22 protein-coding genes, 2 tRNA genes and 1 pseudogene are annotated in these 23,287 nt (G+C 61.5%); 17 read left to right on the forward strand and 8 right to left on the reverse strand.

From position 1 onward, the window contains the following. Positions 1-32: 32 nt before the first annotated feature. The 4 genes and pseudogenes from ACK2SD_RS06790 to ACK2SD_RS06805 form a co-directional block, all read right to left on the reverse strand. A complete protein-coding gene (locus tag ACK2SD_RS06790; protein ID WP_029611908.1) occupies positions 33-1,325 on the reverse strand; it encodes a virulence factor family protein in 1,293 nt (430 codons plus the stop codon). After that, positions 1,325-3,948: pseudogene (mprF, locus tag ACK2SD_RS06795) on the reverse strand (bifunctional lysylphosphatidylglycerol flippase/synthetase MprF). The gene ACK2SD_RS06790 and the pseudogene mprF overlap by 1 nt, the downstream one beginning before the upstream one ends. Positions 3,949-4,203: 255 nt before the next feature. Then, a tRNA-Met gene (locus tag ACK2SD_RS06800) sits at positions 4,204-4,280 on the reverse strand. Positions 4,281-4,401: 121 nt separating this feature from the next. After that, positions 4,402-4,478: transfer RNA gene (locus ACK2SD_RS06805), tRNA-Met, on the reverse strand. A 249-nt stretch (positions 4,479-4,727) separates the two neighbouring features. Here ACK2SD_RS06805 and dinB point away from each other — a divergent pair. Continuing rightward, complete coding sequence (dinB, locus tag ACK2SD_RS06810) at positions 4,728-5,786, forward strand: DNA polymerase IV (RefSeq protein WP_162889595.1); 1,059 nt, start codon at positions 4,728-4,730, stop codon at positions 5,784-5,786. A gap of 39 nt (positions 5,787-5,825) precedes the next feature. Here dinB and ACK2SD_RS06815 read toward each other — a convergent pair whose 3' ends face one another. The 3 genes from ACK2SD_RS06815 to ACK2SD_RS06825 all read right to left on the reverse strand — a co-directional run bounded on the left by ACK2SD_RS06815 (position 5,826) and on the right by ACK2SD_RS06825 (position 9,982). Next, positions 5,826-6,779, reverse strand: coding sequence for a hypothetical protein (locus ACK2SD_RS06815; RefSeq protein ID WP_412461690.1), 954 nt, complete (start codon positions 6,777-6,779; stop codon positions 5,826-5,828). A 20-nt stretch (positions 6,780-6,799) separates the two neighbouring features. Next, entirely contained in the window at positions 6,800-8,515 is a 1,716-nt protein-coding gene (locus ACK2SD_RS06820; protein ID WP_412461691.1) for a proline--tRNA ligase, read from the reverse strand. 159 nt (positions 8,516-8,674) lie between these two features. Then, the gene (locus tag ACK2SD_RS06825; RefSeq protein ID WP_412461692.1) at positions 8,675-9,982 is read right to left on the reverse strand and encodes an OprD family porin; all 1,308 of its coding nucleotides are present in this window, start codon (positions 9,980-9,982) and stop codon (positions 8,675-8,677) included. Between the two features lie 736 nt (positions 9,983-10,718). On the opposite strand from ACK2SD_RS06825, the gene ACK2SD_RS06830 reads away from it, so the two are divergent. Further along, positions 10,719-11,138, forward strand: a complete 420-nt coding sequence (locus ACK2SD_RS06830) for an HIT domain-containing protein (protein WP_412461693.1) — start codon at positions 10,719-10,721, stop codon at positions 11,136-11,138. A 2-nt stretch (positions 11,139-11,140) separates the two neighbouring features. Beyond that, entirely contained in the window at positions 11,141-11,347 is a 207-nt protein-coding gene (locus ACK2SD_RS06835) for a SlyX family protein (RefSeq protein WP_029611904.1), read from the forward strand. Between the two features lie 21 nt (positions 11,348-11,368). On the opposite strand, the gene ACK2SD_RS06840 is transcribed toward ACK2SD_RS06835, so the two are convergent. Next, entirely contained in the window at positions 11,369-11,962 is a 594-nt protein-coding gene (locus ACK2SD_RS06840) for a cold-shock protein (protein WP_342650787.1), read from the reverse strand. A gap of 276 nt (positions 11,963-12,238) precedes the next feature. On the opposite strand from ACK2SD_RS06840, the gene ACK2SD_RS06845 reads away from it, so the two are divergent. From ACK2SD_RS06845 to pal, 14 genes are all read left to right on the forward strand, one after another. Continuing rightward, positions 12,239-12,712, forward strand: coding sequence for a Dps family protein (locus ACK2SD_RS06845; RefSeq protein ID WP_029611902.1), 474 nt, complete (start codon positions 12,239-12,241; stop codon positions 12,710-12,712). Positions 12,713-12,887: 175 nt separating this feature from the next. Further along, on the forward strand, positions 12,888-13,205 hold the full coding sequence (locus ACK2SD_RS06850; RefSeq protein ID WP_412461694.1) for a ribbon-helix-helix domain-containing protein: 318 nt from the start codon (positions 12,888-12,890) through the stop codon (positions 13,203-13,205). Between the two features lie 92 nt (positions 13,206-13,297). Continuing rightward, positions 13,298-13,516, forward strand: a complete 219-nt coding sequence (locus ACK2SD_RS06855; RefSeq protein ID WP_039579487.1) for an FmdB family zinc ribbon protein — start codon at positions 13,298-13,300, stop codon at positions 13,514-13,516. Positions 13,517-13,610: 94 nt separating this feature from the next. Next, positions 13,611-15,386 (forward strand): aspartate--tRNA ligase, encoded by a 1,776-nt coding sequence (gene aspS / locus ACK2SD_RS06860; RefSeq protein ID WP_412461695.1) that lies wholly within the window; start codon positions 13,611-13,613, stop codon positions 15,384-15,386. A gap of 107 nt (positions 15,387-15,493) precedes the next feature. Next, positions 15,494-16,240 (forward strand): YebC/PmpR family DNA-binding transcriptional regulator, encoded by a 747-nt coding sequence (locus ACK2SD_RS06865; RefSeq protein WP_029611899.1) that lies wholly within the window; start codon positions 15,494-15,496, stop codon positions 16,238-16,240. A gap of 84 nt (positions 16,241-16,324) precedes the next feature. Beyond that, complete coding sequence (ruvC, locus tag ACK2SD_RS06870) at positions 16,325-16,849, forward strand: crossover junction endodeoxyribonuclease RuvC (RefSeq protein WP_029611898.1); 525 nt, start codon at positions 16,325-16,327, stop codon at positions 16,847-16,849. A 109-nt stretch (positions 16,850-16,958) separates the two neighbouring features. After that, positions 16,959-17,576 (forward strand): Holliday junction branch migration protein RuvA, encoded by a 618-nt coding sequence (gene ruvA, locus ACK2SD_RS06875; protein WP_029611897.1) that lies wholly within the window; start codon positions 16,959-16,961, stop codon positions 17,574-17,576. Continuing rightward, positions 17,573-18,619, forward strand: a complete 1,047-nt coding sequence (gene ruvB, locus ACK2SD_RS06880) for a Holliday junction branch migration DNA helicase RuvB (RefSeq protein ID WP_029611896.1) — start codon at positions 17,573-17,575, stop codon at positions 18,617-18,619. Before ruvA ends, ruvB begins: the two co-directional genes overlap by 4 nt. Before the next feature lie 126 nt (positions 18,620-18,745). Next, positions 18,746-19,198, forward strand: coding sequence for a tol-pal system-associated acyl-CoA thioesterase (ybgC, locus tag ACK2SD_RS06885; protein ID WP_029611895.1), 453 nt, complete (start codon positions 18,746-18,748; stop codon positions 19,196-19,198). A gap of 2 nt (positions 19,199-19,200) precedes the next feature. Then, positions 19,201-19,896 (forward strand): protein TolQ, encoded by a 696-nt coding sequence (gene tolQ, locus ACK2SD_RS06890; RefSeq protein WP_039579479.1) that lies wholly within the window; start codon positions 19,201-19,203, stop codon positions 19,894-19,896. 14 nt (positions 19,897-19,910) lie between these two features. After that, positions 19,911-20,363, forward strand: coding sequence for a protein TolR (gene tolR, locus ACK2SD_RS06895; RefSeq protein WP_029611894.1), 453 nt, complete (start codon positions 19,911-19,913; stop codon positions 20,361-20,363). Next, positions 20,363-21,430, forward strand: a complete 1,068-nt coding sequence (gene tolA, locus ACK2SD_RS06900; protein WP_412461696.1) for a cell envelope integrity protein TolA — start codon at positions 20,363-20,365, stop codon at positions 21,428-21,430. Before tolR ends, tolA begins: the two co-directional genes overlap by 1 nt. 47 nt (positions 21,431-21,477) lie before the next feature. Beyond that, positions 21,478-22,728, forward strand: coding sequence for a Tol-Pal system beta propeller repeat protein TolB (tolB, locus tag ACK2SD_RS06905; protein ID WP_240327016.1), 1,251 nt, complete (start codon positions 21,478-21,480; stop codon positions 22,726-22,728). A 53-nt stretch (positions 22,729-22,781) separates the two neighbouring features. Beyond that, positions 22,782-23,282: a peptidoglycan-associated lipoprotein Pal gene (pal, locus tag ACK2SD_RS06910; RefSeq protein WP_029611891.1), complete on the forward strand. Its 501-nt coding sequence runs from the start codon at positions 22,782-22,784 to the stop codon at positions 23,280-23,282. Positions 23,283-23,287: the final 5 nt, after the last annotated feature.

The raw sequence follows: 23,287 nt of genomic DNA on the forward strand, positions 1-23,287 counted from the left end.
ACCACAAGGGCCGCGATGCGGCCCTTGTGCTGTTACTGCTCGGCGACGTTCGATTTGCCCTGGCGGGTCTCGATCTCACCGATCAGGCGTTTGGCCAACGCCGGGTAGTTCTCGTCGAAATGGTGGCCGCCTGGCAGTTTCAGACGCTCGCCCACCGCGGTCTTGTCGGTGCAGCCGCTTTCGTCGGTCTCTTCCTCGCCGTAGATGCACACCACCTTGGCGGCCGGCAACTTGGCCATGTCCGGGCCAGTCGGCGCCTCCTGACCTTCCTTGCCGAGCCAGCCTTCGACTTCGATCTCGAAGCTGCCGCTGCGGGCGAAGGCCAGCAGGATGACGGCGTCGATGCGTTTTTGATCGGCCTCAGGCAGGCGATTGTAGATGGCCGGCAGCACGTCGGCGCCGAACGAGTAGCCGGTCAGCACGAAGCGCTTGGTGCCCCATTTCTGGCGGTAGTGCTGCATCAGTTCCGACAGGTCGGCGGCGCTCTGCTCAGGGGTTTTGTGCTGCCAGTAGTAACGCAGCGTATCGATACCAACCACCGGATAGCCCAGCTTGGCCATCTCGCCGGCGACATCGCGGTCCAGGTCGCGCCAGCCGCCGTCGCCGGAGAGGAACAGGGTGACGGTGTCCGTGGTTTGTCCGGCCGGCACCTCGACCACGGGAATGGCCAGTGCATTGCCGTCGCGGCCTACCAAGGCCTGCGTCAGTTGGGCCTTGAGCACTTGCGGCAAGTGAATGTCGTAGTCGCTGATGCTGGTCTCGGCATTGGGCTGATCACGCACGAAGGCGGCGCTGGCGTCATCCGGATTGTCGTTCCAGGCCACGTTCCAGTGACCGTGCGCAGCCGTCTTGGGCATCGCCACCTGGCAGCCAGGCTGTTCGAGATTGAAGTCCACCGAGATGGCGCGCGCCTTGTCGTCGCGTTGCGCGGCGAGCCAGCGCCACGCTTGGGAGGCGCCTGGACCGATGCCGGCGACGAGGGTCGGTTTACCGGACAGCTTGGCCATGGCCTGGTCCAGCGCCACTTGCTGTTTGCCGCAGTCGCCAGTCGGCAGGATCACCTGCACCAGCTGCGCTTCGCCGGCTTGGCTGAGGTCGAGCAGTTGCTTGTCGGTCAGTGCCTGATCGTGCGGCACGCCGACGGCCACCAGGCTCTTGGCCCGCACGCCGGGCGTGACGCGGGTCAGGTTGCTGCCATCGTCCAGGGTGAGGTGTTCGATTCGGGCTTCGGGCGCAGGGCGAGTCCACATCCAGAAGGCCACGCCGCCGGCCAATGCGGCCAGCAGCACGGGGATCAGCAGGTACAGCCAGTAACGTCGGATCATCAGCGTTTCACCAATCCAGTCAGGCCGCCAGCAATCAGGGCGGCGGTATCGGCCAGTGCGACCAGGGGATCAAGCCCGGCAGGCACTGCCATGTAACGAGGTTCCCAGTCCGGCTGGAACTTGTCCTTGAAGCGCCGTAGCCCCTGGAAGTTGTACAACTGCTCGCCGCGCTGGAACACCATCGAGCCCAGGCGTTGGGTCAGGGGGGCGCCGCGGCGTGGTTGCAGACCGGACAGTGGCACCATGCCCAGGCTGAAGCGGGCGTAGTCGTGGCTTTTGTAATGCAGGATCAGGCCGAGCATCATGAATTCCATGGTCAGCTTCGGCGCTTCAGGATGGGCGCGCATCAGGTCCAGGCTGGCCAACTCGTTGCTGTGGGTTTCCAGCAGGTTGGCGAACGCCACCGGGCGGCCTTGGAAGCGGATCAGGGCGATACGGAAGTGCTTGAGGTACTCCGGGCTGAAGCGGCCGAGGGAGAAGCCTTTTTCGCGTACGTTCTTGCCGGCCAGCCAGGCATTGGAGATTTCCCGCAGTTCCTCGAGGGGGGCCAGGCCCGGCTCGTGGACTTCCAGAGTGAGGCCGTCGCGTCCGCCTCGGTTCCAGGTGTAGCGCAGGTCCTTCATCTCCTTGCCCTTGGCTTCCAGGTCGAAGCGGCGCAGGTCGACCCGCGCCTCCTCGCCGAGCTTGATCGCGGTCAGGCCGATGTCCATGTAGAACGGCAGGTTCTCGGCGCGGACCTGGTAGAACACGGGGCGAGCGTGATGCAGGTCGCACAGGTCGCGGAACTGCCAGATCATCTCGGCGCGCTCCTGGGCCGGACCGATCGGATCGTACAGCGCGACCAGGCTGCGGCCGCGACGGGCATACATGAGGAACGCATTGTCGTTGGGGTGGAACAGCAGCGCTTTGTCGCCGGTCAGCGCCAGACCACCGTCGGGCTGGTCGGAGGCCAGCAGGACGCGGTTGGCGCGCTGCAGTTCTTCTTCAGTGGGCAGGTGGATGACCGGACGCGCAGTGCGCAACAGCCAGGTCAGCGCGACGATCACCAGCAGTACCGCACTGCCCAGCGCGGCGCGCAGGCCACGCGGGGCATCGGCGTCGAGGGTGAACTGCCACCAGAGCCTGTGGCTGTAAGGCACGTCTTGGTAGGCGAACAGCAGCAGCCAGACCGAGGCGCCGACCACGCAGGCACTGGCCACCAGGTAGATGGGCGAGAAGGGCAGTTCGAGCAGGCGGCTGGGTCGGTAGAACGAGCGGCGGAACAGCGCAAGGAGGGCGGTGGTGAAGATCATCATCGACGCCTCTTCCCAGTCGAAGCCCTTGAGCAGCGAAAGCAAGGCGCCGGCCAGCAGCAGGATGGTAGTCAGCAGCCAGGCTGCCGACAGGCGTCGCCGCAGCCCCTGGGCCAGCAGCAGGCACAGTACGCCGATCAGGCTGGCACCGAAGTGCGAAGCGTCGATCAGTCGATGCGGAATGAGAAAGCCCATGTGCTCCAGGCGGCTGTCGATCTCAGGGGTCACGCCGGAGAACAGCAGCACCACACCGGAGAGAAAGACCAGGATGGCCAGTACCGGAGCGGCCAGCCCCGAGGCGGCCTTGATCGCTTGCTGCGTGAACAGTAGGCGACGGGCCTCGTTGACCAGCAACAGCACGCAGGCGACCAGCAGCGGCAGTACCACGTAGATCAGCCGATACAGCAGCAGCGCGGCAGCCAAGGGCGCAGCACCCAACTGATTGGCGAAGGCTGCCAGCAGGATGGCTTCGAACACGCCGACACCGCCAGGAACGTGACTGAGTACCCCGGCCGCCAGGGCCAACAGGTACACCAGGACGAACGCACCGAAGGGCGGCGCCTCGGGCAGCAGCAGGTAGAGCACTGTGGCAGCCGCGGCCACGTCGAGTGCGGTGATCAGCAGTTGCAGGCCGGTCAGGCGCGCGCTGGGCAAGCGCAGCGTGCGACGGCCCAGCTTGACCAGCAGGTTGTCGGCCAGCGGCTGCTCTTCGGCACGGCGACGATACAGGCCGATGGCCAGGACCACGCTCGCCAGCAGCACCGCAGTGGCAATACTGCCTAGCAGCGGTGGCGACAGCCGCAGCGCAGTAGAGGCCGATTGCAGATCGCTCAGCGTTGCCAGCGCAGCCAAGGGTGGCAGAGCACAACCCAACGACAAGCTGGCGAAAACGGTCATCCGCGCCACTTCGGCAGCGCCGATGCCCTGCCTTGCGTAAAGCCGATAGCGCACCGACCCGCCTGACAGCATGGACAGGCCGATGGCGTTGCCGATGGCGAACGCGCTGAAGCCGCCCAGCACCATGATCCTGGGCGGCAGCTTGACGCCAGCATAGCGGGCCGCCGACCACTCGTAGCCCAGCAGAATGACGAAACCTGCCGCTGTGGCGACGAACGCACCGAGCAATGCCTGGCGCGGTACGCTGAGCATGGCGTCGTGCAGCGCATAGATGTCCAGCTCGCTGAGCAGGTGGCGGCAGGCGATCAAGGCCATGGCGAACAGCAGCAGCGTGATTGCCAGCCCTATAGGTTGGCGATATTTGCTCAGTCGCTCCAGCCACGGCAGGCGCTGTGCGGCAGTGGGCAGCGCGGCGGTGATGGGGGCCTGGGAATCGGGAGAGCTGGAAGTCATGAGATACCTCGGACAACGGGCGCGAGGCAGGGGAGACGTGCGGCCAAGTGAAAGTCCCTTTGGAAAACGTGTCCAGATAGTACTCCGGGTGGAGCAGCTTTATCCGTTTCAGGTTAGTTAAAGTTAGTTCATTGAGGTGGCAGACGGCTACAGCGTGCGCAGGCGAAACTTTTTAAGCGCCGAACGCAACAAGCCCCGCGCTATCCTGGGATAGGCGGGGCCTGTTCTGACGAATATGGTTGCGGGAGCCGGATTTGAACCGACGACCTTCGGGTTATGAGCCCGACGAGCTACCAGGCTGCTCCATCCCGCGTCAGTGGTGCGCATTCTACGCAATGTAGCTGGGGTGTCAAGCGTTAATCTTTGATTTTAAGGAATATTTTTCCAGGGCAAAGAAAAAGGCCACTGTGTGAACAGTGGCCTTCTCTCGAATCTGGTTGCGGGAGCCGGATTTGAACCGACGACCTTCGGGTTATGAGCCCGACGAGCTACCAGGCTGCTCCATCCCGCGCCTGTGGAAACGAATTCTACGCAGATCCTTGAGGGAGTCAAGCTTTATTTCAAAAAAACCTTTTTTGTTCAATCTCTTAGCGTTGTGCCGGTGAGCATCGCCCGATGTTGCCTCTTGGGCAATGCTGTTTCAGCGGTGTCGCTAGGTGCGCACGGATGCGTTTGACAGTGCATGTCGGGGGCTGACGGCACATGGAAGCCATGCTGTAATATCTGTATGAATTTACAGTGGTGACTGTCATCCATGTCTCTGCGCAAGATCATCCACATTGATTGCGACTGCTTTTATGCGGCCATCGAGATGCGTGACGACCCGCGTCTGGCAGGTCGGCCCATGGCCGTGGGCGGGCAGCCGGGTCAGCGCGGGGTGATCGCCACCTGCAACTATGAGGCGCGGGCCTACGGGGTGCGTTCGGCGATGTCCTCCGGGCACGCCGTGAAGCTGTGCCCCGACTTGTTGATCGTCAAGCCGCGCTTCGAGGCCTATCGTGAAGCCTCCAGAGAGATTCACACGATCTTTCGCGACTACACCGACCAGATCGAGCCTTTGTCGCTCGATGAGGCGTATCTGGATGTCACCGACAGCCAGTGGTTTTCCGGCAGCGCCACGCGCATTGCCGAAGATATCCGCCGGCGTGTCGCGAAAACCCTGCACATCACCGTGTCTGCCGGAGTGGCGCCCAACAAATTCCTCGCCAAGATCGCCAGCGACTGGCGCAAGCCCAACGGGCTGTTCGTGATCAGGCCGGAGCAGGTCGAAGCGTTCGTCGCCGAATTGCCCGTTGCCCGCTTGCATGGCGTCGGCAAGGTCACTGCCGACAAGTTGTCGCGGCTTGGCATCGATACGTGCCAGGCGTTGCGAGCGTGGTCACGTCTGAGCCTGGTGCGCGAATTCGGCAGCTTCGGCGAACGGCTGTGGGGCCTGGCCCATGGGATCGACGAGCGTGCCGTGCAGACCGACAGCCGGCGTCAGTCGGTCAGCGTCGAGAACACCTACGATAATGACCTGCCGGATCTGGGCAGTTGTCTGGAGAAATTGCCAGACCTGCTCGAGACCTTGAATCAGCGGATCGCGCGGATGGACGCGAGCTACCGGCCGGACAAGCCCTTCGTCAAGGTCAAGTTCCATGATTTCAGCCAGACCACCTTGGAGCAGGCAGGGGCGGGCAGAGATCTGGAGAGCTACCGGCAACTGCTCAGTCAGGCGTTCGCTCGCGGCGGCAAGCCGGTGAGATTGCTGGGGGTCGGGGTGCGGCTTCGTGACTTGCGCGGAGCCCATGAGCAGCTGGAGTTATTTTCCACGCTATAAAGGAAGGGCCGCATTGCGGCCCTCTCAGGGTGCTGGCGGCTATCGCTCGCCTGGATCGGCAACCAGTCGGCCCGTTTCCTTGGTCAGGGTCTTGAGGAGTTCCTGCTGCAGCTCCGGATCGTTACGAGTCAGTTCGATCAGGCTCTGCTCCAGCTCGCTGGCTTCCTCTTCCAGGCCCAGCTCCGAAAGGCGCTTGACCCGGTGTACCCACTGACCCACGTCATCGTCCTCGAGGTCGTCGAAGATCAGCTCGCGCGCCTCCACCAGCTTGCTGCGCAGGCCGGCGCTCACCAGCAGGCTGGCGTCGCCGCGAATACCGCTGTCCTCGTCGACGACCGCCAGGTGCAGCGTGCCGACACGATTGAGGTTCTGCTCGGCAAACGGGCTGTCGAGCAGGTTCAGGCGCAGTACGCCATTCTTGTCAGTGGTCAGTTCATGGGTTTTGCTGCCGGCCTTGACCTCGACCAGGCGCTCGTTCCATGGCAGGCGAGTGAATTCCTCGCGTTGATCCTTCTGCACTTCGCTGATGCCCGCCAGGTTCTGCTGGGCACGCCCGTTGGACTGCACGTTCATGAACGGATTGAGCCCAGCAAGGCCATAGCTCAGCCAATCGTGGGTGACGCTTTCGGGCAAGCTATCGAAGGTGAGCACGTTGACCACATTGGCACCGATGCCGGCCACCACGGCCACCGCGCCCAGCGGAATCTCGTAGATCTCCCGCCAGGGTTGGTAGGGCGTGTAGCGGTCGTAGCGGCGAGTGACCTCGAACTCGGTGACTTCGAAGCGCCGCTGCTCGTTGACGCGCACGCGTCGTTGCGGCAGCTCCATGACCTTGGGCTCGCCGACATCGATCTGCAGACTGTGTTCGAGCAGTTTGCGCTCGACACGCTCCTCGTGTTCGCTGCGCTGGGACATCGGGTTGGCGCAGCCGCTGAGGAGCAGGGCGCCGCAGAGTGCGGCGCCCCCCAGGGTAAAGGTACTTCGCTTGGACATGGTCACTCGTGCGGTATGGGTCAGCGGCGGATGCGGGCCTGCAGGAAGGTCAGCACTTCGTTCAGTGGCAGCGGTTGTGCGTCCTGCTCGGTACGGTGCTTGTACTCCAGGTTGCCGTCGGCCAGGCCTCGGTCGCTGACGACGATGCGATGTGGGATGCCGATCAGTTCCATGTCGGCGAACTTGATGCCGGGGCTGGTCTTCTTGTCGCGGTCGTCCAACAGCACCTCGAAGCCGGCCGCCGTCAGCTCGGCATACAGTTTGTCGGTGGCTTCGCGTACGGCGTCGGTTTCGTAGCGCAGGGGTACCAGGGCAATCTGGAACGGCGCCAGGGCGTCATTCCAGATGATGCCCTTGTCGTCGTGGCTCTGCTCGATGGCGGCGGCGACCACGCGGGAAACACCGATGCCATAGCAGCCCATGGAAAGCACTACAGGCTTGCCGTTTTCGCCCAGTACCTGGCACTTCAGCGCTTCGCTGTACTTGGTGCCGAGCTGGAAGATGTGCCCCACCTCGATACCGCGCTTGATCACCAGCGTGCCTTGGCCATCCGGACTCGGGTCGCCTTCGACCACATTACGCAGGTCGGCCACCTGTGGCACCGGCAGATCGCGCTCCCAGTTCACGCCAAAGTAGTGTTTATCGTCGATGTTGGCGCCGATGCCGAAGTCGCTCATCAACGCGACCGACCGGTCGATGACGCATTCCAGTGGCAGGTTCAGCGGGCCCAGCGAGCCGGCGCCGGCGCCGATGGCGTCGCGCAGTTCCGCGTCGCTGGCCATGACCAGTGGGTCGGCGACCTGTTCGAGCTTGGCAGCCTTGATTTCGTTGAGCTCATGATCGCCGCGTACCACCAGGGCAACCAGCTTGCCTTCCTCGCTGCCGCGCACGATCAAGGTCTTGACCGTCCTCTCGATCGGCAGGCCAAAGCTCTCCACCAATTGGGCGATGGTCTTGGCGTTGGGCGTATCGACCAGGCGCAGTTCTTCGGTGGGCGCCGGGCGCACGGTTTCGCGCGGAATCGCTTCGGCTTTCTCGATGTTGGCGGCATAGTCGGAGCTGTCGCTGAAGATCACATCGTCCTCGCCGGAAGAGGCCAGGACGTGGAATTCGTGGGAGTAGCTACCGCCAATGGAGCCGGTGTCGGCTTGCACGGGCCGGAAGTCCAGGCCCAGGCGGGTGAACACGTTGGTGTAGGCCTGGTGCATGCGGTCGTAGGTTTCCTGCAGCGAAGCCTGGTCGGCATGGAAGGAGTAGGCGTCCTTCATGATGAACTCGCGGCCACGCATCAGCCCGAAGCGCGGACGGATTTCGTCGCGGAACTTGGTCTGGATCTGATACATGTTCAGCGGCAATTGCTTGTAGCTGGACAGCTCGTTGCGCGCCAGGTCGGTGATCACTTCCTCGTGGGTCGGGCCCACGCAGAACTCACGGTCATGACGGTCTTTCACGCGCAGCAACTCAGGGCCGTACTGCTCCCAGCGCCCTGACTCCTGCCACAGTTCAGCGGGCTGGATGCTGGGCATGAGCACTTCGAGGGCGCCGGCAGCGTTCATTTCTTCGCGCACGACCTGCTCGACCTTGCGCATTACCCGCAGGCCCATCGGCAGCCAGGTGTACAGGCCGGAGGCCAGCTTGCGGATCATGCCGGCGCGCAGCATGAGCTGGTGGCTGGTGACGACGGCGTCTGCCGGAGTTTCTTTCTGGGTGGCGAGCAAATATTGACTGGTGCGCATGGGAAGCCGTGTCGATTGCCTGAGTATTTGAAAAGACCCCGCATTGTACGGGCGTCAGAGGAAGGCGTACAGGATGCCCCAGGGCGCCTGCCTTTGTCAGCCATGAAAAAGCCCGGCGAATGCCGGGCTTCTTCGTGGCGCAACGATGCAAGCCGGGGCTTACAGGATGCTCAGCGGGTATTCGACGATCAGGCGCAGTTCGTCGAGCGAGCCCGAACCGTAGTAGACGTGGTCGCTGGAGCGGTAGGTGGCCTGGCGGACGCGGAAGCTCAGATCCTTGGCAGGGCCTTCCTGCAGGACGTACTTCACGTCGATGTCACGCTCCCACTCTTTGCCGTTGCTTATAGAAGCAGTGGGGTCGTTTGGAGAAGCAACGTTGGCGCCGGTCCCGCGCACGTACCGGGTCATGAAGCTCAGGCCGGGCACGCCGAATTCGGCGAAGTTCAGGTCATAGCGCGCCTGCCAGGATTTTTCACCTTCGGCGTTGAAGTCGGATCGGGCCACGGAGTTGCCCAGGAACACGGTGCCGCCGCCATCGACGCCGTAACCATAGTCGCCGTCGCCGGTGACTTTCTGGTAAACCACTGTAAAGGTGTGCGCGCCGAGATTGTAGGCGGCCGAGAGGCTGAAAGCACGGTTGTCCAGCTTGTCACCATCGTAGGCTTTGTACTCGGCGCTGCCAACGCTCTTGGTGTCGTAGATGTTGAAGTCGAACGTCAGGCTCTGTTTGTCGGAGAGCGGCACCGCCCAGTTCACGTTGCCATAGTATTTGCGCCAGTAGTCCTCGACCTTGGAGTAGTAGAGGCTGGTGCTCAGGCCGTCGGTGATGAGGTAAGTGCCGCCCAGGACATTGGCCGACGTCAGGTGCATGCTGTCGTGATTGGTTTCAGCCTGGGCATTCAGTGCGGTGAAGCGACCGGCATGCAGGGTCAGCCCTTTGATTTCGTTGCTGGTGATCAACGCGCCTTCAGCGGTTTCCGGCAGCAGGCGGCTGTCGTCGGTGGCGAAGACGGGCAGTGCAGTGAATTGCTGGCCGACTTTCAGCACGGTGTCGGAGATGCGGAATTTGACTGCGGCTCCACCCTTAGAGTAATCATCTTGGGAGCGACGATCCGAGCCAGTAGGGAACAGGCCGGTGCCCGAATAGCCGCGACCGCTGTCGAGCTTGAGGCCCAGCAGGCCGATGGCGTCGACACCCACGCCGATGGTGCCCTGGGTAAAGCCCGATTCGAAAGTGCCGATGAAGCCTTGGCCCCATTCGCGCTGGTCATGACGAACGCGGTTGGCGCGATTGGCTCCGGTTTCGGCGTTTCGGTAGTCACGGCTGAAATACAGGTTCCGCATCTTGACGTTCAGCTTGCTGTCTTCGACGAAGCCCTTGGATTCGTCCTGCGAAGAGGCCACAGCCATCTGCGAAGTCCCTGCTGCAACAGCCAGGGTGATCATGCTCCACTTCATCACGCGCATCGTGATTTGCTCCTTTGGTTTAGGAAGAGTACCGCTACGCCCAACTGTTTTTGGTTATACGGGGCAGCGCTTTCTTTTTATGTCCGCGAAAAATGTATATCACGCTGGGTAATCTTGGCGACACCCAAAACGGAACCTTTCGGTAAGTTTATGGTCGTGTCGCTGGTAGCTGTTTCCATGTCGCAAATCACGCCCCCTTGATCAGGGTTATACAGACTCGGCGCTGCTTGTTCCTCGTAACGCAGCCGTAATGGCAGGGAAGCAAGTCTCGTGGCAAATCCTGCCGCTGTTGTCATTTACCGCGCCTGTGCTGCCTGCGCGGATGACCTGTCGACCTGGCTTTTGCTGAATGCAACAAGCATGCACAAAAACTGTTCCGGTTGATGAATTTTCACAAATGGCGGGTGGGCATCTCAGATCGCCCGGAAACATGGGGTGTCGAGTGTCTGATGGTATGCCGTGCGGTGAGTGCTGGCCGCGTTTGAATGCTGGCTTTCAGGTCAAGGTGTTACCGTCGACTGTTCATGCTGAGTAGTTTGTGCTGTGTCGCTGTTGAATGGGTGTTTTGTTCGCCTCATTTTGGTGCGAAAAGTAGCGCAGTGTTACCGCTTGCGGTGCATTGGGTTCCGGCGGCTTCATCATGTGGAGCCCATGGCCTGCCTGGGGCGCCGTCGCCAAGGTATGCTTGCGCTTTTCCGGCGCCCAAGCCGGATCGTGACGAGTGGGGAGGTTTGTGGTGTTTGTTCTGGATACGCGTCTACAGCAAGATTCAATGGTGCTGGGGGATTTGCCGTTGTGCCGTCTGTTGGTCAGTCGTGATGCCAACTACCCCTGGTTCATTCTCGTGCCCCGGCGCCCCGATGTATGCGAGCTATTCGAGCTGAACGAAGTTGATCGCCAGCAATTGTGGACCGAGGTGACGGCGTTGGCCGAGGCGCTGAAGGTTGACTTTGCGGCCGACAAGATGAACGTCGCCACGCTGGGCAATGTCGTGAGCCAGTTGCACGTGCACGTCGTCGTCCGCCACCGCACGGATCCAGCATGGCCTGCGCCGGTATGGGGGAAGGTGCCTGCACGCGATTATATGCCAGGTCAGGTGGACGCCCTGCGTCAACGCATCAAGGCGCTGGCGCTCGATGGTTTCGTGGAGATTTGAAAATGTCGCTGGAGTCACGCGTCATAGAGCTGGAAACGCGCCAAGCCTTTCAGGACGACACTATTCAGGCGCTCAACGATGAATTGGCGGGACAGAGTCGAGTGATCGAGCGCCTGCAATTGCAGATGGCTGAACTGCTCAAGCGCTATGAGGAAATGGTTGGCCAGTACGAAGCCGGAGAGGATGAGCCTCCACCACCTCATTACTGAGGGCGGCGGAGGCGGCTGGGGTCAGCGGCGTGACACCGCGACCACGTCTTCGGCCTGCAGGCCTTTGTCGCGATGCATCACCGAGAACTCCACGCGCTGGCCTTCGACCAGGACGCGGTGGCCTTCGCCACGGATGGCGCGAAAGTGCACGAAGATGTCATCGCCGCTATCACGCGAGATGAATCCGAAGCCTTTCGAGGTGTTGAACCACTTCACGGTTCCGGTATCGCGCTTGCTGGTCTGCGCCGCGTCGGCAGGGCTGCTGCGTGCGAGGCGTGGGCTGCGGGCGAAACCGGCGAACAGGTGCAGAAGCACCGCCAGGGCTGCGCACAGTAACGCCCACAGGCTGCCGAGTTCGGGGCGGGCAAGCAAGGTAATGGTCTGAAGGATGACCGCGGCCACTAGCAAAGCGCTGGTCAAATTCTGTAGCCGTTGACGCAGGGTGCGGTAGTAAAGCGGTACCACGGGCGCCAATACCAGGTTGATTAGCCCAAGCAGGGCCAGGTAAAGGGCTTCGGGTTGTTGCAGTAGAGGTGCAGCGTCGGTTCTGAGGCTGGGTATGAGCGAGAGCAGCAAAGCTGCGACGCCCGTCACCAGATGGACGATCTTGAACATTAGGTGGGCTCACATGGTGGATAAGGCCGATCACAGGAAGAGCTGATGGCACGGTGCGCGAAAACTGAGGGCGCGATCACGTGACAGTCAGCCTATGCACCCGGCAATAACGGTCCGCACGGGTGGCACGGTGCCTATTTAACAGTAAAGCCAGGGGCTTCTCAAACCGGCTACCGTAAAGGGGTCGATTGAATCGTTTCATGGGAAGCGTCCCACGCGTGTTGGTACAGTCGTTTGGTCTGCTTGATCGTCAAGCCTTATGGAAAGGGGGGATTCATGGCTATTGATATCGGTATCAGTGAAGAAGACCGTAAGTCCATTGTCGAAGGGCTGTCGCGCCTGTTGTCGGACACCTATGTGCTGTATCTGAAGACCCACAACTTCCATTGGAACGTCACCGGGCCTTCATTTCGTACGCTGCACCTGATGTTCGAGGAGCAGTACAACGAACTGGCTCTGGCCGTCGACTCGATTGCCGAGCGTATTCGTGCGCTGGGCTTTCCGGCACCGGGTTCCTACGCGTTCTATGCACGTCATTCTTCGATCGAAGAGGAGGCCGGGGTGCCGCCCGCCGACGAAATGATCCGTCAGTTGGTGCAGGGGCAGGAAGCTGTGGTGCGTACTGCGCGTAGCATCTTCCCGGTGGTGGACAAGGTCAGCGATGAGCCTACCGCCGATCTGCTCACCCAGCGCATGCAGGTCCATGAGAAAACTGCCTGGATGCTGCGGGTGCTGCTGGACGGCCAGTAACGCTGTACTGCCTGTGTGATTGTGCGCCAGATGGCCCGGGTTCGCGTGTGGACTCCGGGCCTTTTCGTTGATGGGAAATGCTTGCTGCTGCTCTGCAACGCCTCAACGGCGCTTCATTGCGCCATCCTGGCGCTGTTGCTCCAGGGGCGATCGATCAGCGACGAGGGGCGCATCTATGGGGCAGGGGAGCAGGAGTGGTGGTTGGCCGAGCAAGGATTGCAAGGACCCTTTCAGGGCAGACTTCGACATGATGCTGGTCGTGCCGGTTTCGCGTTCGGTCAGGCTCAATGGTTTCGCCACCTGCCTACGTCTGGAGGCCGTCTACTGGCGAATTCTCGAGGGTATCGCTCAGGCCAACGGTTGCTCGGTCAGCGCTGTGCTGTCCTATGTCGACCGCGAAGTGCACCTGCGCCAAGGTGGTGTGCGCAACTTCAGTGGGTTGATCCGGGTCATCTGCGTCGCATGGCTGCTGGATCCGCCGCGGACGCACTGATCGCTGGGCGGGCTGCGCTGTACGGCACAACCATATATAATCGCGCTTTTTGCTGCCATGGCAGCCTGCGTTGTGGTTGACGAGAGACCTCCATGCCCCTTTATGACTATCAATGCGCGTCCTGCGACCATCGCCTGGAGGCGTTGCAGAAGATCAGCGCAGCGCCGTTGACCGAGTGTCCCGCCTGCCAGGCACCCGCCTTGAAGAAATTGCTCTCGGTTCCCGGCTTCCGCCTGAGCGGCAGTGGCTGGTATGAAACCGACTTCAAGACCGGCGCGAAAAAGAACCTGGCCGGCGACAAGGCCGACTGAGTTGAATTGCAGCGACAGGGTCTTGCACTATTAGCCTTTAGGGCATGCAAGACCGCCACCGATTACACGAATCACGAGAAGCGAAACCACGATCATGATGCGCAGCCATTATTGCGGCCAACTGAACGAGAGCCTGGACGGCCAGGAAGTCACCCTTTGCGGCTGGGTCCACCGTCGTCGCGACCACGGCGGGGTGATCTTCCTCGATATCCGTGATCGCGAAGGCATGGCCCAGGTCGTGTTCGATCCGGATCGCGCCGACACCTTCGCCGCCGCCGACCGCGTGCGCAGCGAGTACGTGGTGCAGATCACCGGCAAGGTGCGCAAGCGTCCTGACGGCGCAGTGAATGCGAACATGGCCTCCGGCGCCATCGAAGTGCTGGGCTATCAGTTGAACGTGCTCAACGAAGCCGAAACGCCGCCGTTCCCGCTGAACGAGTATTCCGATGTCGGCGAGGAAACCCGCCTGCGGTACCGCTTCATCGACCTGCGCCGTCCGGAAATGGCCGACAAGCTGCGTCTGCGTTCACGCATCACCAGCAGCATCCGCCGCTTCCTCGACGAAAACGGCTTCCTGGACGTCGAAACGCCGATCCTGACTCGCGCCACGCCAGAAGGCGCCCGCGACTATCTGGTGCCCAGCCGCACCCACCCCGGCAGCTTCTTCGCACTGCCGCAGTCGCCCCAGCTGTTCAAGCAGTTGCTGATGGTGGCGGGTTTCGACCGTTACTACCAGATTGCCAAGTGCTTCCGCGACGAAGACCTGCGCGCTGACCGCCAGCCAGAGTTTACCCAGATCGACATCGAGACCAGCTTCCTCGACGAGTCCGAGATCATGGGCCTGACCGAGGGCATGATCCGCAAGCTGTTCAAGGAAGTGCTGGATCTGGAGTTCGGCGACTTCCCGCACATGACCTTCGAAGAAGCCATGCGCCGTTACGGCTCCGACAAGCCTGACCTGCGTAACCCGCTGGAACTGGTGGATGTCGCCGACCAGTTGAAGGATGTCGACTTCAAGGTCTTCGCCGGTCCTGCCAACGATCCCAAATGCCGCGTCACCGCCCTGCGCGTACCGGGCGGCGCTGCCATGCCGCGCAGCAAGATCGACGAGTACACCAAGTTCGTCGGCATCTATGGTGCCAAGGGCCTGGCGTACATCAAGGTCAACGAACGTGCCAAGGGTGTCGAAGGCCTGCAGTCGCCCATCGTCAAGAACATTCCTGAGGCCAACCTCGAGGTGATCCTCGATCGCGTCGGCGCGGTCGATGGCGATATCGTGTTCTTCGGTGCCGACAAGTTCAAGGTCGTCAGTGAAGCTCTGGGCGCGCTGCGCATCCGTCTGGGTCACGATTTCGATCTGCTGACCTGCGAGTGGGCGCCGATGTGGGTCGTCGACTTCCCGATGTTCGAAGAGAACGATGACGGCAGCTTCAGCGCACTTCACCACCCGTTCACCGCGCCCAAGTGCACCCCTGAAGAGCTCGAAGCCAATCCGGCCGGTGCCCTGTCGCGCGCTTACGACATGGTGCTCAACGGCACTGAGCTGGGCGGTGGTTCGATCCGTATCCACCGCAAGGAAATGCAGCAGGCCGTGTTCCGCTTGTTGGGCATCGATGCCGCGGAGCAGGAAGAGAAGTTCGGCTTCCTGCTCGATGCCCTGAAGTTCGGTGCGCCGCCCCATGGTGGTCTGGCCTTCGGTCTGGATCGCCTGGTCATGCTGATGACCGGCGCTCAGTCGATCCGAGAAGTGATCGCCTTCCCGAAAACCCAGAGCGCCGCCGATGTCATGACCCAGGCTCCAGGCCAGGTCGATGCCAAGGCGCTGCGTGAGTTGCACATCCGCTTGCGCGAGCAGACCAAGGTCGAGTGATCGATCTGTGCGCCCCTTGAGCGGGGCGCCTCGCGCTGCCGCGCAGGATTTTCGCGTTCCGCCCTTCGGGGCGGAACCTGTTTCTGTTTCACGAATTTGGAGTCGTTATGGCCGGTCATTCCAAGTGGGCGAACATCAAGCACCGCAAAGAACGCCAGGATGCCAAGAGAGGCAAGATTTTCACCAAGTGGATCCGCGAACTGACCGTCGCGGCCAAGCAGGGCGGCGGCGATCCGGCCTCCAACCCGCGTTTGCGCCTGGCGCTGGACAAGGCCCTGGGTGCCAACATGAGTCGCGACATCATCGATCGCGCAGTGGCGCGCGGCGCCGGCACCAACGAAAGCGACAACGTCGAAGAGCTCAGCTACGAGGGCTATGGTCCGGGTGGCGTGGCGATCATGGTCGAGGCCATGACCGACAACCGCAACCGCACCGCTGCCGCCGTGCGCCACGCGTTCGCCAAGTGCGGCGGTAACCTGGGCACCGATGGTTCGGTGGCCTACCTGTTCGAGCGCAAAGGCCAGATCAGCTTCGCGCCGGGTATCGAGGAAGACGCTTTGATGGAAGCGGCCATGGAGGCCGATGCCGATGATGTGGTCGGCAATGACGACGGCTCCTTCGATGTCTTCACCTCCTTCGGCGCTTTCTACGCCGTGCGGAGCGCTTTGGAGGAGGCCGGCTTCAAGGCTGCGGATGCGGAAATCGTCATGCAGCCGACCACCAGTGCGGAGCTCGATGAAGACGCTGCACAGAAGGTGCTCAAGTTGATCGATATGCTCGAGGACTTGGACGATGTCCAGAACGTCTATTCCAACGCGCAGATCAGCGACGAGATCATGGACAAACTCGGCTAAGGTTTCCTTGGCCTTCAGGGCTGCTTCGCGGGCAAGTCGCCGCAGCGAAGCAGCCGACGCAACGTGTTGACAACTGCAGGCCTTATGACGCTGATTTTAGGTATCGACCCCGGTTCGCGCATCACCGGGTACGGCGTTGTACGCCATACGCCGCGTGGCTGCGAGTACGTGGCTTCCGGATGTATCCGCACTGGCGGCGGTGAGCTGCATGAACGGCTGCAGATCGTCTTTCGCGGTGTCAGCGAGGTCATCCGCTTGCACGGTCCCGTCACCATGGGCATCGAGCGGGTGTTCATGGCGCGCAACGCCGACTCGGCGCTCAAACTGGGCCAGGCCCGTGGTGCCGCCATCGTCGCTGCCGCCGAGGCGGGACTCGAGATCGCCGAATACACCGCCAGTCAGGTCAAGCAATCGGTGGCCGGAAGCGGCGGGGCCAACAAGGAGCAGGTGATGCTGATGGTGATGCACCTGCTCAAGCTGACTCAGAAACCTCAGATCGATGCCTCCGATGCGCTGGCGATCGCCCTGTGCCACGCCCATACACGCTCCAGTCTGGTGCCGCACGGCCTGACGACTGCGCGTCGACGCGCAGGCCGCTTGCGCCTGTAACCACTTCATGCGCTGATACACATTTTGTCCGGGTGGCGCGTTCACCCGCCGTATTTGCTGATAGGGTTGACCGGTCACTGGCCGGGCAGTCTAGAGAAAGGATCGGAACGTGATTGGACGTTTGCGTGGCACCCTGGCGGAGAAACAGCCGCCGCACCTGATTATCGATGTCAATGGCCTGGGCTACGAGCTGGAGGTGCCGATGACGACGCTGTACCGCCTGCCCAAGGTCGGTGAAACGGTGACCTTGCATACCCATCTGGTGGTTCGCGAGGACGCTCACCTGCTCTATGGCTTCTTCGAAAAACGCGAGCGCGAGCTGTTCCGCGAGCTGATCCGGCTCAATGGTGTCGGTCCAAAATTGGCACTGGCACTGATGTCGGGCCTGGAAGTAGACGAGCTGGTGCGCTGCGTGCAGGCTCAGGACGCCTCTGCCCTGGTGCGTGTGCCCGGTGTTGGCAAGAAGACCGCCGAGCGCCTGCTGGTGGAACTCAAAGACCGCTTCAAGGCCTGGGAATCGTCGCCTGCCATGTTCACCCTGGTGTCTGATGGACCGCTGCCGGTGGCCAGCACCTCCAGCGCCGAAGCCGATGCGGTCAGTGCTCTCATCTCGCTGGGATACAAGCCGCAGGAAGCGAGCAAGGCGGTGTCGGCGATCAAGGACAAGGCGAGCATGAGCAGTGAAGAGCTCATCCGTCACAGCCTCAAGGGGATGATCGTCAAGTGATCGAAGCCGACCGTCTCATCGCCGCCAGCGGGCGGGATCGCGAAGAGGTCCAGGACCGCGCCATCCGTCCTTTGAGCCTGGACGACTATATCGGCCAGCCAGTCGTGCGCGAGCAGATGGGGTTGTTCATCCAGGCCGCGCGCGGCCGCCACGAATCGCTCGACCATACCCTCATCTTCGGTCCGCCAGGTTTGGGCAAGACCACGCTGGCCAATATCATCGCCCATGAAATGGGCGTTTCGGTCAAGAGCACATCCGGCCCCATTCTTGAGCGCCCTGGCGACCTGGCGGCGATGCTGACCAACCTGGAACCGCACGATGTGTTGTTCATCGACGAAATCCATCGCCTGTCTCCGGTGGTCGAGGAAGTGCTCTATCCCGCCATGGAGGATTTCCAGCTCGACATCATGATCGGTGAAGGGCCGGCGGCGCGCTCGATCAAGCTCGACTTGCCGCCCTTCACGCTTGTCGGCGCCACCACGCGCGCTGGCATGCTCACCAATCCACTGCGCGATCGCTTCGGTATCGTCCAGCGCCTCGAGTTCTACAGCAATCAAGACCTGGCAACCATCGTCAGCCGCTCCGCGCACATTCTCGGTCTGGTCATCGAAGACAAGGGCGCCTTCGAGATCGCCCGTCGTGCCCGTGGTACGCCACGTATCGCCAATCGGCTACTGCGCCGTGTACGTGACTATGCCGAGGTTCGCGGCAAAGGCCAGATCAGCAAAGACATCGCTGACATGGCGCTCAACCTGCTTGACGTGGACGAGCGCGGTTTCGATCACTCCGACCGACGCCTGCTGCTGACCATGATCGAGAAGTTCGACGGCGGTCCGGTGGGCGTCGACAACCTGGCTGCGGCCATCAGCGAGGAGCGCCATACCATCGAGGATGTGCTGGAGCCTTATCTGATTCAGCAGGGCTATATCATGCGCACGCCACGCGGTCGTGTGGTCACCCGCCATGCCTACCTGCATTTTGGTCTGAACATTCCTGGACGCTTTGCCGAGGGAGGAGAATTTTCCGATCCTGACGATCTGTAATCGATCAAATCGGGCATTTCGTGGTCATAGCGCCAGCACCTTGAGGCAGAGCGAACATCATCCCATTTCCAGGCAAAAAAACAGTTGCCGGAGCGGATTGGCAAGCTGAGGAGTAAGCACTAGAGTATGCGCGCGCAAAATCGGCCAGAGCCGTTCGCACATCGCTGTCGGGTTTATTACGAAGATACCGATGCGGGTGGGGTGGTGTACTACGTCAACTATCTGAAATTCATGGAGCGTGCTCGCACAGAGTGCCTGCGCCATCTGGGGTTTTCCCAGTTTGAGCTGGCAGAGCAGGGCCTGTTGTTCGTCGTCCACTCCAGTGAGGCCCGCTATCATGCGCCTGCGCGACTGGACGATGCGCTTCGAGTGACTGCGCAAGTGCTTGAACTCAATCGCGCCAGCCTGCGCTTCGTGCAGCAGGTGTGGCGGGAAAAGGATGAAACGCTGCTCTGCGAAGGGCAGTTCCTGGTGGCCGCCGTGCGCGCCGACACTTTCAAACCCCGGGCCATTCCCGTCGAACTGCGCGACGCGTTCATCGCGCACGGCTCGGGTACTCAATCGAACGCAGGAGAATAAGCGTGGAAGCAAACGTCGTCGACCATACCTCCATGTGGAGCCTGGTCGCCAATGCCAGTGTGGTGGTTCAGCTGGTGATGCTGACTCTTGTGGCAGCCTCGGTGACCTCTTGGATCATGATCTTCCAGCGCAGCACCATGCTGCGCGCCGGTCGTCGTGCGCTGGACGCTTTCGAGGAGCGCTTCTGGTCGGGTATCGACCTGTCCAAACTGTATCGTCAGGCAGGCAGCAATCCAGATCCGGATTCCGGTGTGGAGCAGGTTTTCCGTGCCGGTTTCAAAGAGTTCTCGCGCCTGCGTCAGCAGCCGGGGGTCGACCCTGATGCGGTCATGGAGGGCGTAGGGCGCGCTATGCGCGTGGCCATCTCGCGCGAGGAAGAAAAGCTCGAGCAGAGCCTGCCGTTCCTGGCGACTGTCGGCTCCACCAGTCCGTACATCGGTCTGTTCGGTACCGTCTGGGGCATCATGAACTCCTTCCGCGGACTGGCCAGCGCCCAGCAGGCGACCCTGGCCACTGTGGCTCCGGGTATCGCCGAGGCGCTGGTCGCCACTGCGATCGGCCTGTTCGCCGCGATTCCGGCGGTCATCGCCTACAACCGCTTCGCCGCGCGCAGCGAGACCTTGATCGGTCGCTATTACACGTTCGCCGACGAGTTCCAGGCGATTCTGCACCGCAAAGTGCACACCAGCGAAGAGTAATCAGGTAGACATCCATGGCCCGAGTTCGCCACAAACGCAAGCCGGTCGCCGAGATGAACGTGGTGCCCTACATCGACGTGATGCTGGTGCTGCTGGTCATCTTCATGGTGACTGCACCCATGCTCAACCAGGGCGTGAAGGTCGACCTGCCCAAGGTTTCCAGCGAAGCCTTGCCGCAGGACAACAACGTCCAGATCCTCACCATCTCGATCAAGGCCGACAAGACCTACTACTGGAACCTGGGCAGCGAAGTCGATACCGACAAGCAGATGGCCAAGGCCATGACCCTGCCAGAGATGACCGGCGCGGTGACCAAGATCATCGCTGCTGGTCGTGACCAGGGTAAGCAGACCCAGGTGTTCATCCGCGGTGACAAGGCCGTCGACTACGGCGCAGTGATGGGCGCCATGGGCGGTTTGCAGAAGGCCGGTGTCGGTAACGTTGGCCTGATTACCGAGGCGCCCTGATGCAACAGCGAGAGCCATCCGCCTCGGAAAGCTACTTCTGGCCCAGTGTCTGGGCCATCGGCCTGCATGTCCTGGTCTTCGCCCTGCTGTTCGTCAGCTTTGCCATGACGCCTGAGCTGCCGCCGTCCAAACCGATCGTCCAGGCTACGCTCTATCAGCTTAAGTCCAAGAGTCAGGCAACCACCCAGACCAATCAGAAGATTGCCGGGGAGGCGAAGAAAACCGCCTCGCGCCAGACTGAAGTCGAGCAGATGGAGCAGAAGAAGGTCGAGCAGGAAGCGGTGAAGGCGGCGGAACAAAAGAAAGCCGACGCTGCTCAAAAGGCCGAAGAAGCTCGTGAGGCCGCTGAGGCCAAGAAAGCCGAAGAGGCTGCCAAGGCCGCCGACGCGAAGAAAGCCGCCGAGCAGAAGAAGGCAGAAGAGGCCAAGAAACAGCAGGCCGACATCGCCAAGAAGAAGGCCGAGGACGAAGCCAAGACGCAGGCTGAGGAAGAGGCCAAGAAAGCGGCTGCCGAAGAGGCGAAGAAGAAAGCCGCTGAAGACGCCAAGAAAAAAGCGGCCGAGGACGCCAAGAAGAAAGCGGCGGCAGCCGAGGACGCGAAAAAGAAAGCAGCCGAGGAAGCCAAGAAAAAGGCCGCTGCGGATGCGCAGAAGAAAAAGGCTCAGGAAGCGGCTCGCAAGGCGGCTGAGGACAAGAAGGCGCAGGCGCTGGCCGAATTGTTGTCCGACACCACCGAGCGACAGCAGGCGCTGGCCGACGAGCAGGGCGACCAAGTGGCGGGTGATTTCGATGACCTGATCCGTATGCGCGCTGCCGAAGGTTGGGCAAGGCCGCCCTCGGCTCGCAAAGGCATGACGGTAGTGCTGCAGATCAACATGCTCCCGGACGGCACCATCACCAACGTGGGTGTGGCCAAGTCCAGTGGCGACGGGCCGTTCGACAGTTCGGCGGTAGCGGCGGTGAAGAATATCGGCCGATTGACCGAAATGCAGGGCTTGAAGCCGAACGAATTCAATCCGTATCGTTCGTTCAAGATGACATTTACACCTGAGGATCTTGCGTTGTGATTAAACGTCTGAGAGGACTGCTGGTCGTGCTCTGCTGCGTGGCAGGCATGGCGGTGGCAGAGGAAAAGAACATCCTGGTCACCAGCGGTAGCGACCGGGCAACGCCTATCGCAGTGGTGCCATTCGGCCTGCAGGGCGGCAGCGTGCTACCCGAGGACATGGCCGACATCATTGGCAATGACCTGCGTAACTCGGGTTACTACGCGCCTATTCCACGGCAGAACATGATCAGCCAGCCGACCCAGGCCAGCGAAGTCATCTTCCGTGACTGGAAGGCGCTGGGCGCGCAGTATGTGATGGTCGGCAACGTGGTGCCCTCAGGCGGTCGCCTGCAGGTGAGCTACGCGCTGTTCAACGTCGCTACCGAGCAGCAGGTGCTGACCGGCAGCGTCGGCGGCAGCGTCGATCAGTTGCGTGACATGGCGCACTACATCGCCGACCAGTCGTTCGAGAAACTCACCGGTATCAAGGGCGCGTTCTCCACACGCATGCTCTACGTGACCGCCGAGCGCTTCTCGACCAACAACACCCGCTACACCCTGCAGCGGTCCGACTATGACGGTGCGCGTGCGGTGACCTTGCTGCAGTCTCGCGAACCGATCCTGTCGCCACGTTTCGCACCCGATGGCAAGCGCATCGCCTATGTCTCGTTCGAGCAGCGACGTCCGCGCATCTTCGTGCAGAACATCGACACCGGTCGTCGTGAGCAGATCACCAACTTCGAAGGCCTCAACGGCGCGCCGGCCTGGTCGCCGGATGGCAATCGCCTGGCGTTCGTACTGTCCAAGGACGGTAACCCCGACATCTACGTGATGAACATGGGCTCGCGTCAGATCAGCCGTGTCACTGCTGGCCCGGGTATCAACACCGAGCCGTTCTGGGGCAAAGATGGCAACACCCTCTACTTCACCTCCGACCGTGGCGGCAAGCCGCAGATCTACAAAACGTCGGTCAGCGGTGGTGGTGCCGAGCGTGTCACCTTCGTCGGTAACTACAACGCCAACCCGAAACTCTCGGCAGATGAAAAAACGCTGGTGATGATCCATCGTCAGGACGGTTTCACCAACTTCAAGGTGGCGGCACAGGACTTGCAGCGCGGAAGTGTAAAGATTCTCTCCGAAACCAGTCTTGATGAGTCTCCCACTGTTGCGCCCAACGGCACCATGCTAATCTACGCCACCCGCCAGCAGGGCCGGGGAGTCTTGATGCTCGTGTCGCTTAACGGCCGTGTGAGGCTCCCACTTCCTACCGCTCAAGGCGAAGTCAGAGAACCGTCCTGGTCCCCCTACCTGAACTGATTGCGGCGTAACAATATTGCTTAACACACTGGGGTTTCATTAGGAGTTTCACGATGGAAATGCTGAAGTTTGGTAAATTCGCTGCGCTGGCTCTGGCCATGGCTGTGGCCGTAGGTTGCTCCTCCAAGGGCGGTGACAATGCTGGCGAAGGCGCAGCAGTTGATCCTAACGCTGGCTACGGTGCAAACACCGGCGCTGTCGACGGTTCCCTGAGCGAAGAAGCCGCTCTGCGCGCTATCACCACCTTCTACTTCGAATACGACAGCTCGGACCTGAAGCCAGAAGCCATGCGCGCTCTGGACGTTCACGCCAAGGACCTGAAAGCCAACGGCAATCGCGTTGTTCTGGAAGGCAACACCGACGAGCGTGGTACCCGCGAGTACAACATGGCTCTGGGTGAGCGTCGTGCCAAGGCCGTTCAGCGCTACCTGGTTCTGCAGGGCGTTTCCCCTGCTCAGCTGGAACTGGTTTCCTACGGTGAAGAGCGTCCGGTTGCCACCGGCCACGACGAGCAGTCCTGGGCTCAGAACCGTCGCGTAGAACTGCGTAAGTAAGTTCT

The sequence above is a fragment of the Pseudomonas sp. SC11 genome (assembly GCF_047039205.1).
GTDB classification, from domain to species: domain Bacteria; phylum Pseudomonadota; class Gammaproteobacteria; order Pseudomonadales; family Pseudomonadaceae; genus Aquipseudomonas; species Aquipseudomonas boreofloridensis.

What these genes read in the sequence shown, in the direction of transcription:
- ACK2SD_RS06790 (WP_029611908.1), bottom strand. Translation starts at nt 1,325, where the DNA reads ATGATCCGACGTTACTGGCTGTACCTGCTGATCCCCGTGCTGCTGGCC.
- ACK2SD_RS06815 (WP_412461690.1), bottom strand. Translation starts at nt 6,779, where the DNA reads ATGTCCAAGCGAAGTACCTTTACCCTGGGGGGCGCCGCACTCTGCGGC.
- ACK2SD_RS06820 (WP_412461691.1), bottom strand. Translation starts at nt 8,515, where the DNA reads ATGCGCACCAGTCAATATTTGCTCGCCACCCAGAAAGAAACTCCGGCA.
- ACK2SD_RS06825 (WP_412461692.1), bottom strand. Translation starts at nt 9,982, where the DNA reads ATGCGCGTGATGAAGTGGAGCATGATCACCCTGGCTGTTGCAGCAGGG.
- ACK2SD_RS06835 (WP_029611904.1), top strand. Translation starts at nt 11,141, where the DNA reads ATGTCGCTGGAGTCACGCGTCATAGAGCTGGAAACGCGCCAAGCCTTT.
- ACK2SD_RS06840 (WP_342650787.1), bottom strand. Translation starts at nt 11,962, where the DNA reads ATGTTCAAGATCGTCCATCTGGTGACGGGCGTCGCAGCTTTGCTGCTC.
- ACK2SD_RS06845 (WP_029611902.1), top strand. Translation starts at nt 12,239, where the DNA reads ATGGCTATTGATATCGGTATCAGTGAAGAAGACCGTAAGTCCATTGTC.
- ACK2SD_RS06850 (WP_412461694.1), top strand. Translation starts at nt 12,888, where the DNA reads ATGGGGCAGGGGAGCAGGAGTGGTGGTTGGCCGAGCAAGGATTGCAAG.
- ACK2SD_RS06855 (WP_039579487.1), top strand. Translation starts at nt 13,298, where the DNA reads ATGCCCCTTTATGACTATCAATGCGCGTCCTGCGACCATCGCCTGGAG.
- aspS (WP_412461695.1), top strand. Translation starts at nt 13,611, where the DNA reads ATGATGCGCAGCCATTATTGCGGCCAACTGAACGAGAGCCTGGACGGC.
- ACK2SD_RS06865 (WP_029611899.1), top strand. Translation starts at nt 15,494, where the DNA reads ATGGCCGGTCATTCCAAGTGGGCGAACATCAAGCACCGCAAAGAACGC.
- ruvC (WP_029611898.1), top strand. Translation starts at nt 16,325, where the DNA reads ATGACGCTGATTTTAGGTATCGACCCCGGTTCGCGCATCACCGGGTAC.
- ybgC (WP_029611895.1), top strand. Translation starts at nt 18,746, where the DNA reads ATGCGCGCGCAAAATCGGCCAGAGCCGTTCGCACATCGCTGTCGGGTT.
- tolR (WP_029611894.1), top strand. Translation starts at nt 19,911, where the DNA reads ATGGCCCGAGTTCGCCACAAACGCAAGCCGGTCGCCGAGATGAACGTG.
- tolA (WP_412461696.1), top strand. Translation starts at nt 20,363, where the DNA reads ATGCAACAGCGAGAGCCATCCGCCTCGGAAAGCTACTTCTGGCCCAGT.
- tolB (WP_240327016.1), top strand. Translation starts at nt 21,478, where the DNA reads ATGGCGGTGGCAGAGGAAAAGAACATCCTGGTCACCAGCGGTAGCGAC.
- pal (WP_029611891.1), top strand. Translation starts at nt 22,782, where the DNA reads ATGGAAATGCTGAAGTTTGGTAAATTCGCTGCGCTGGCTCTGGCCATG.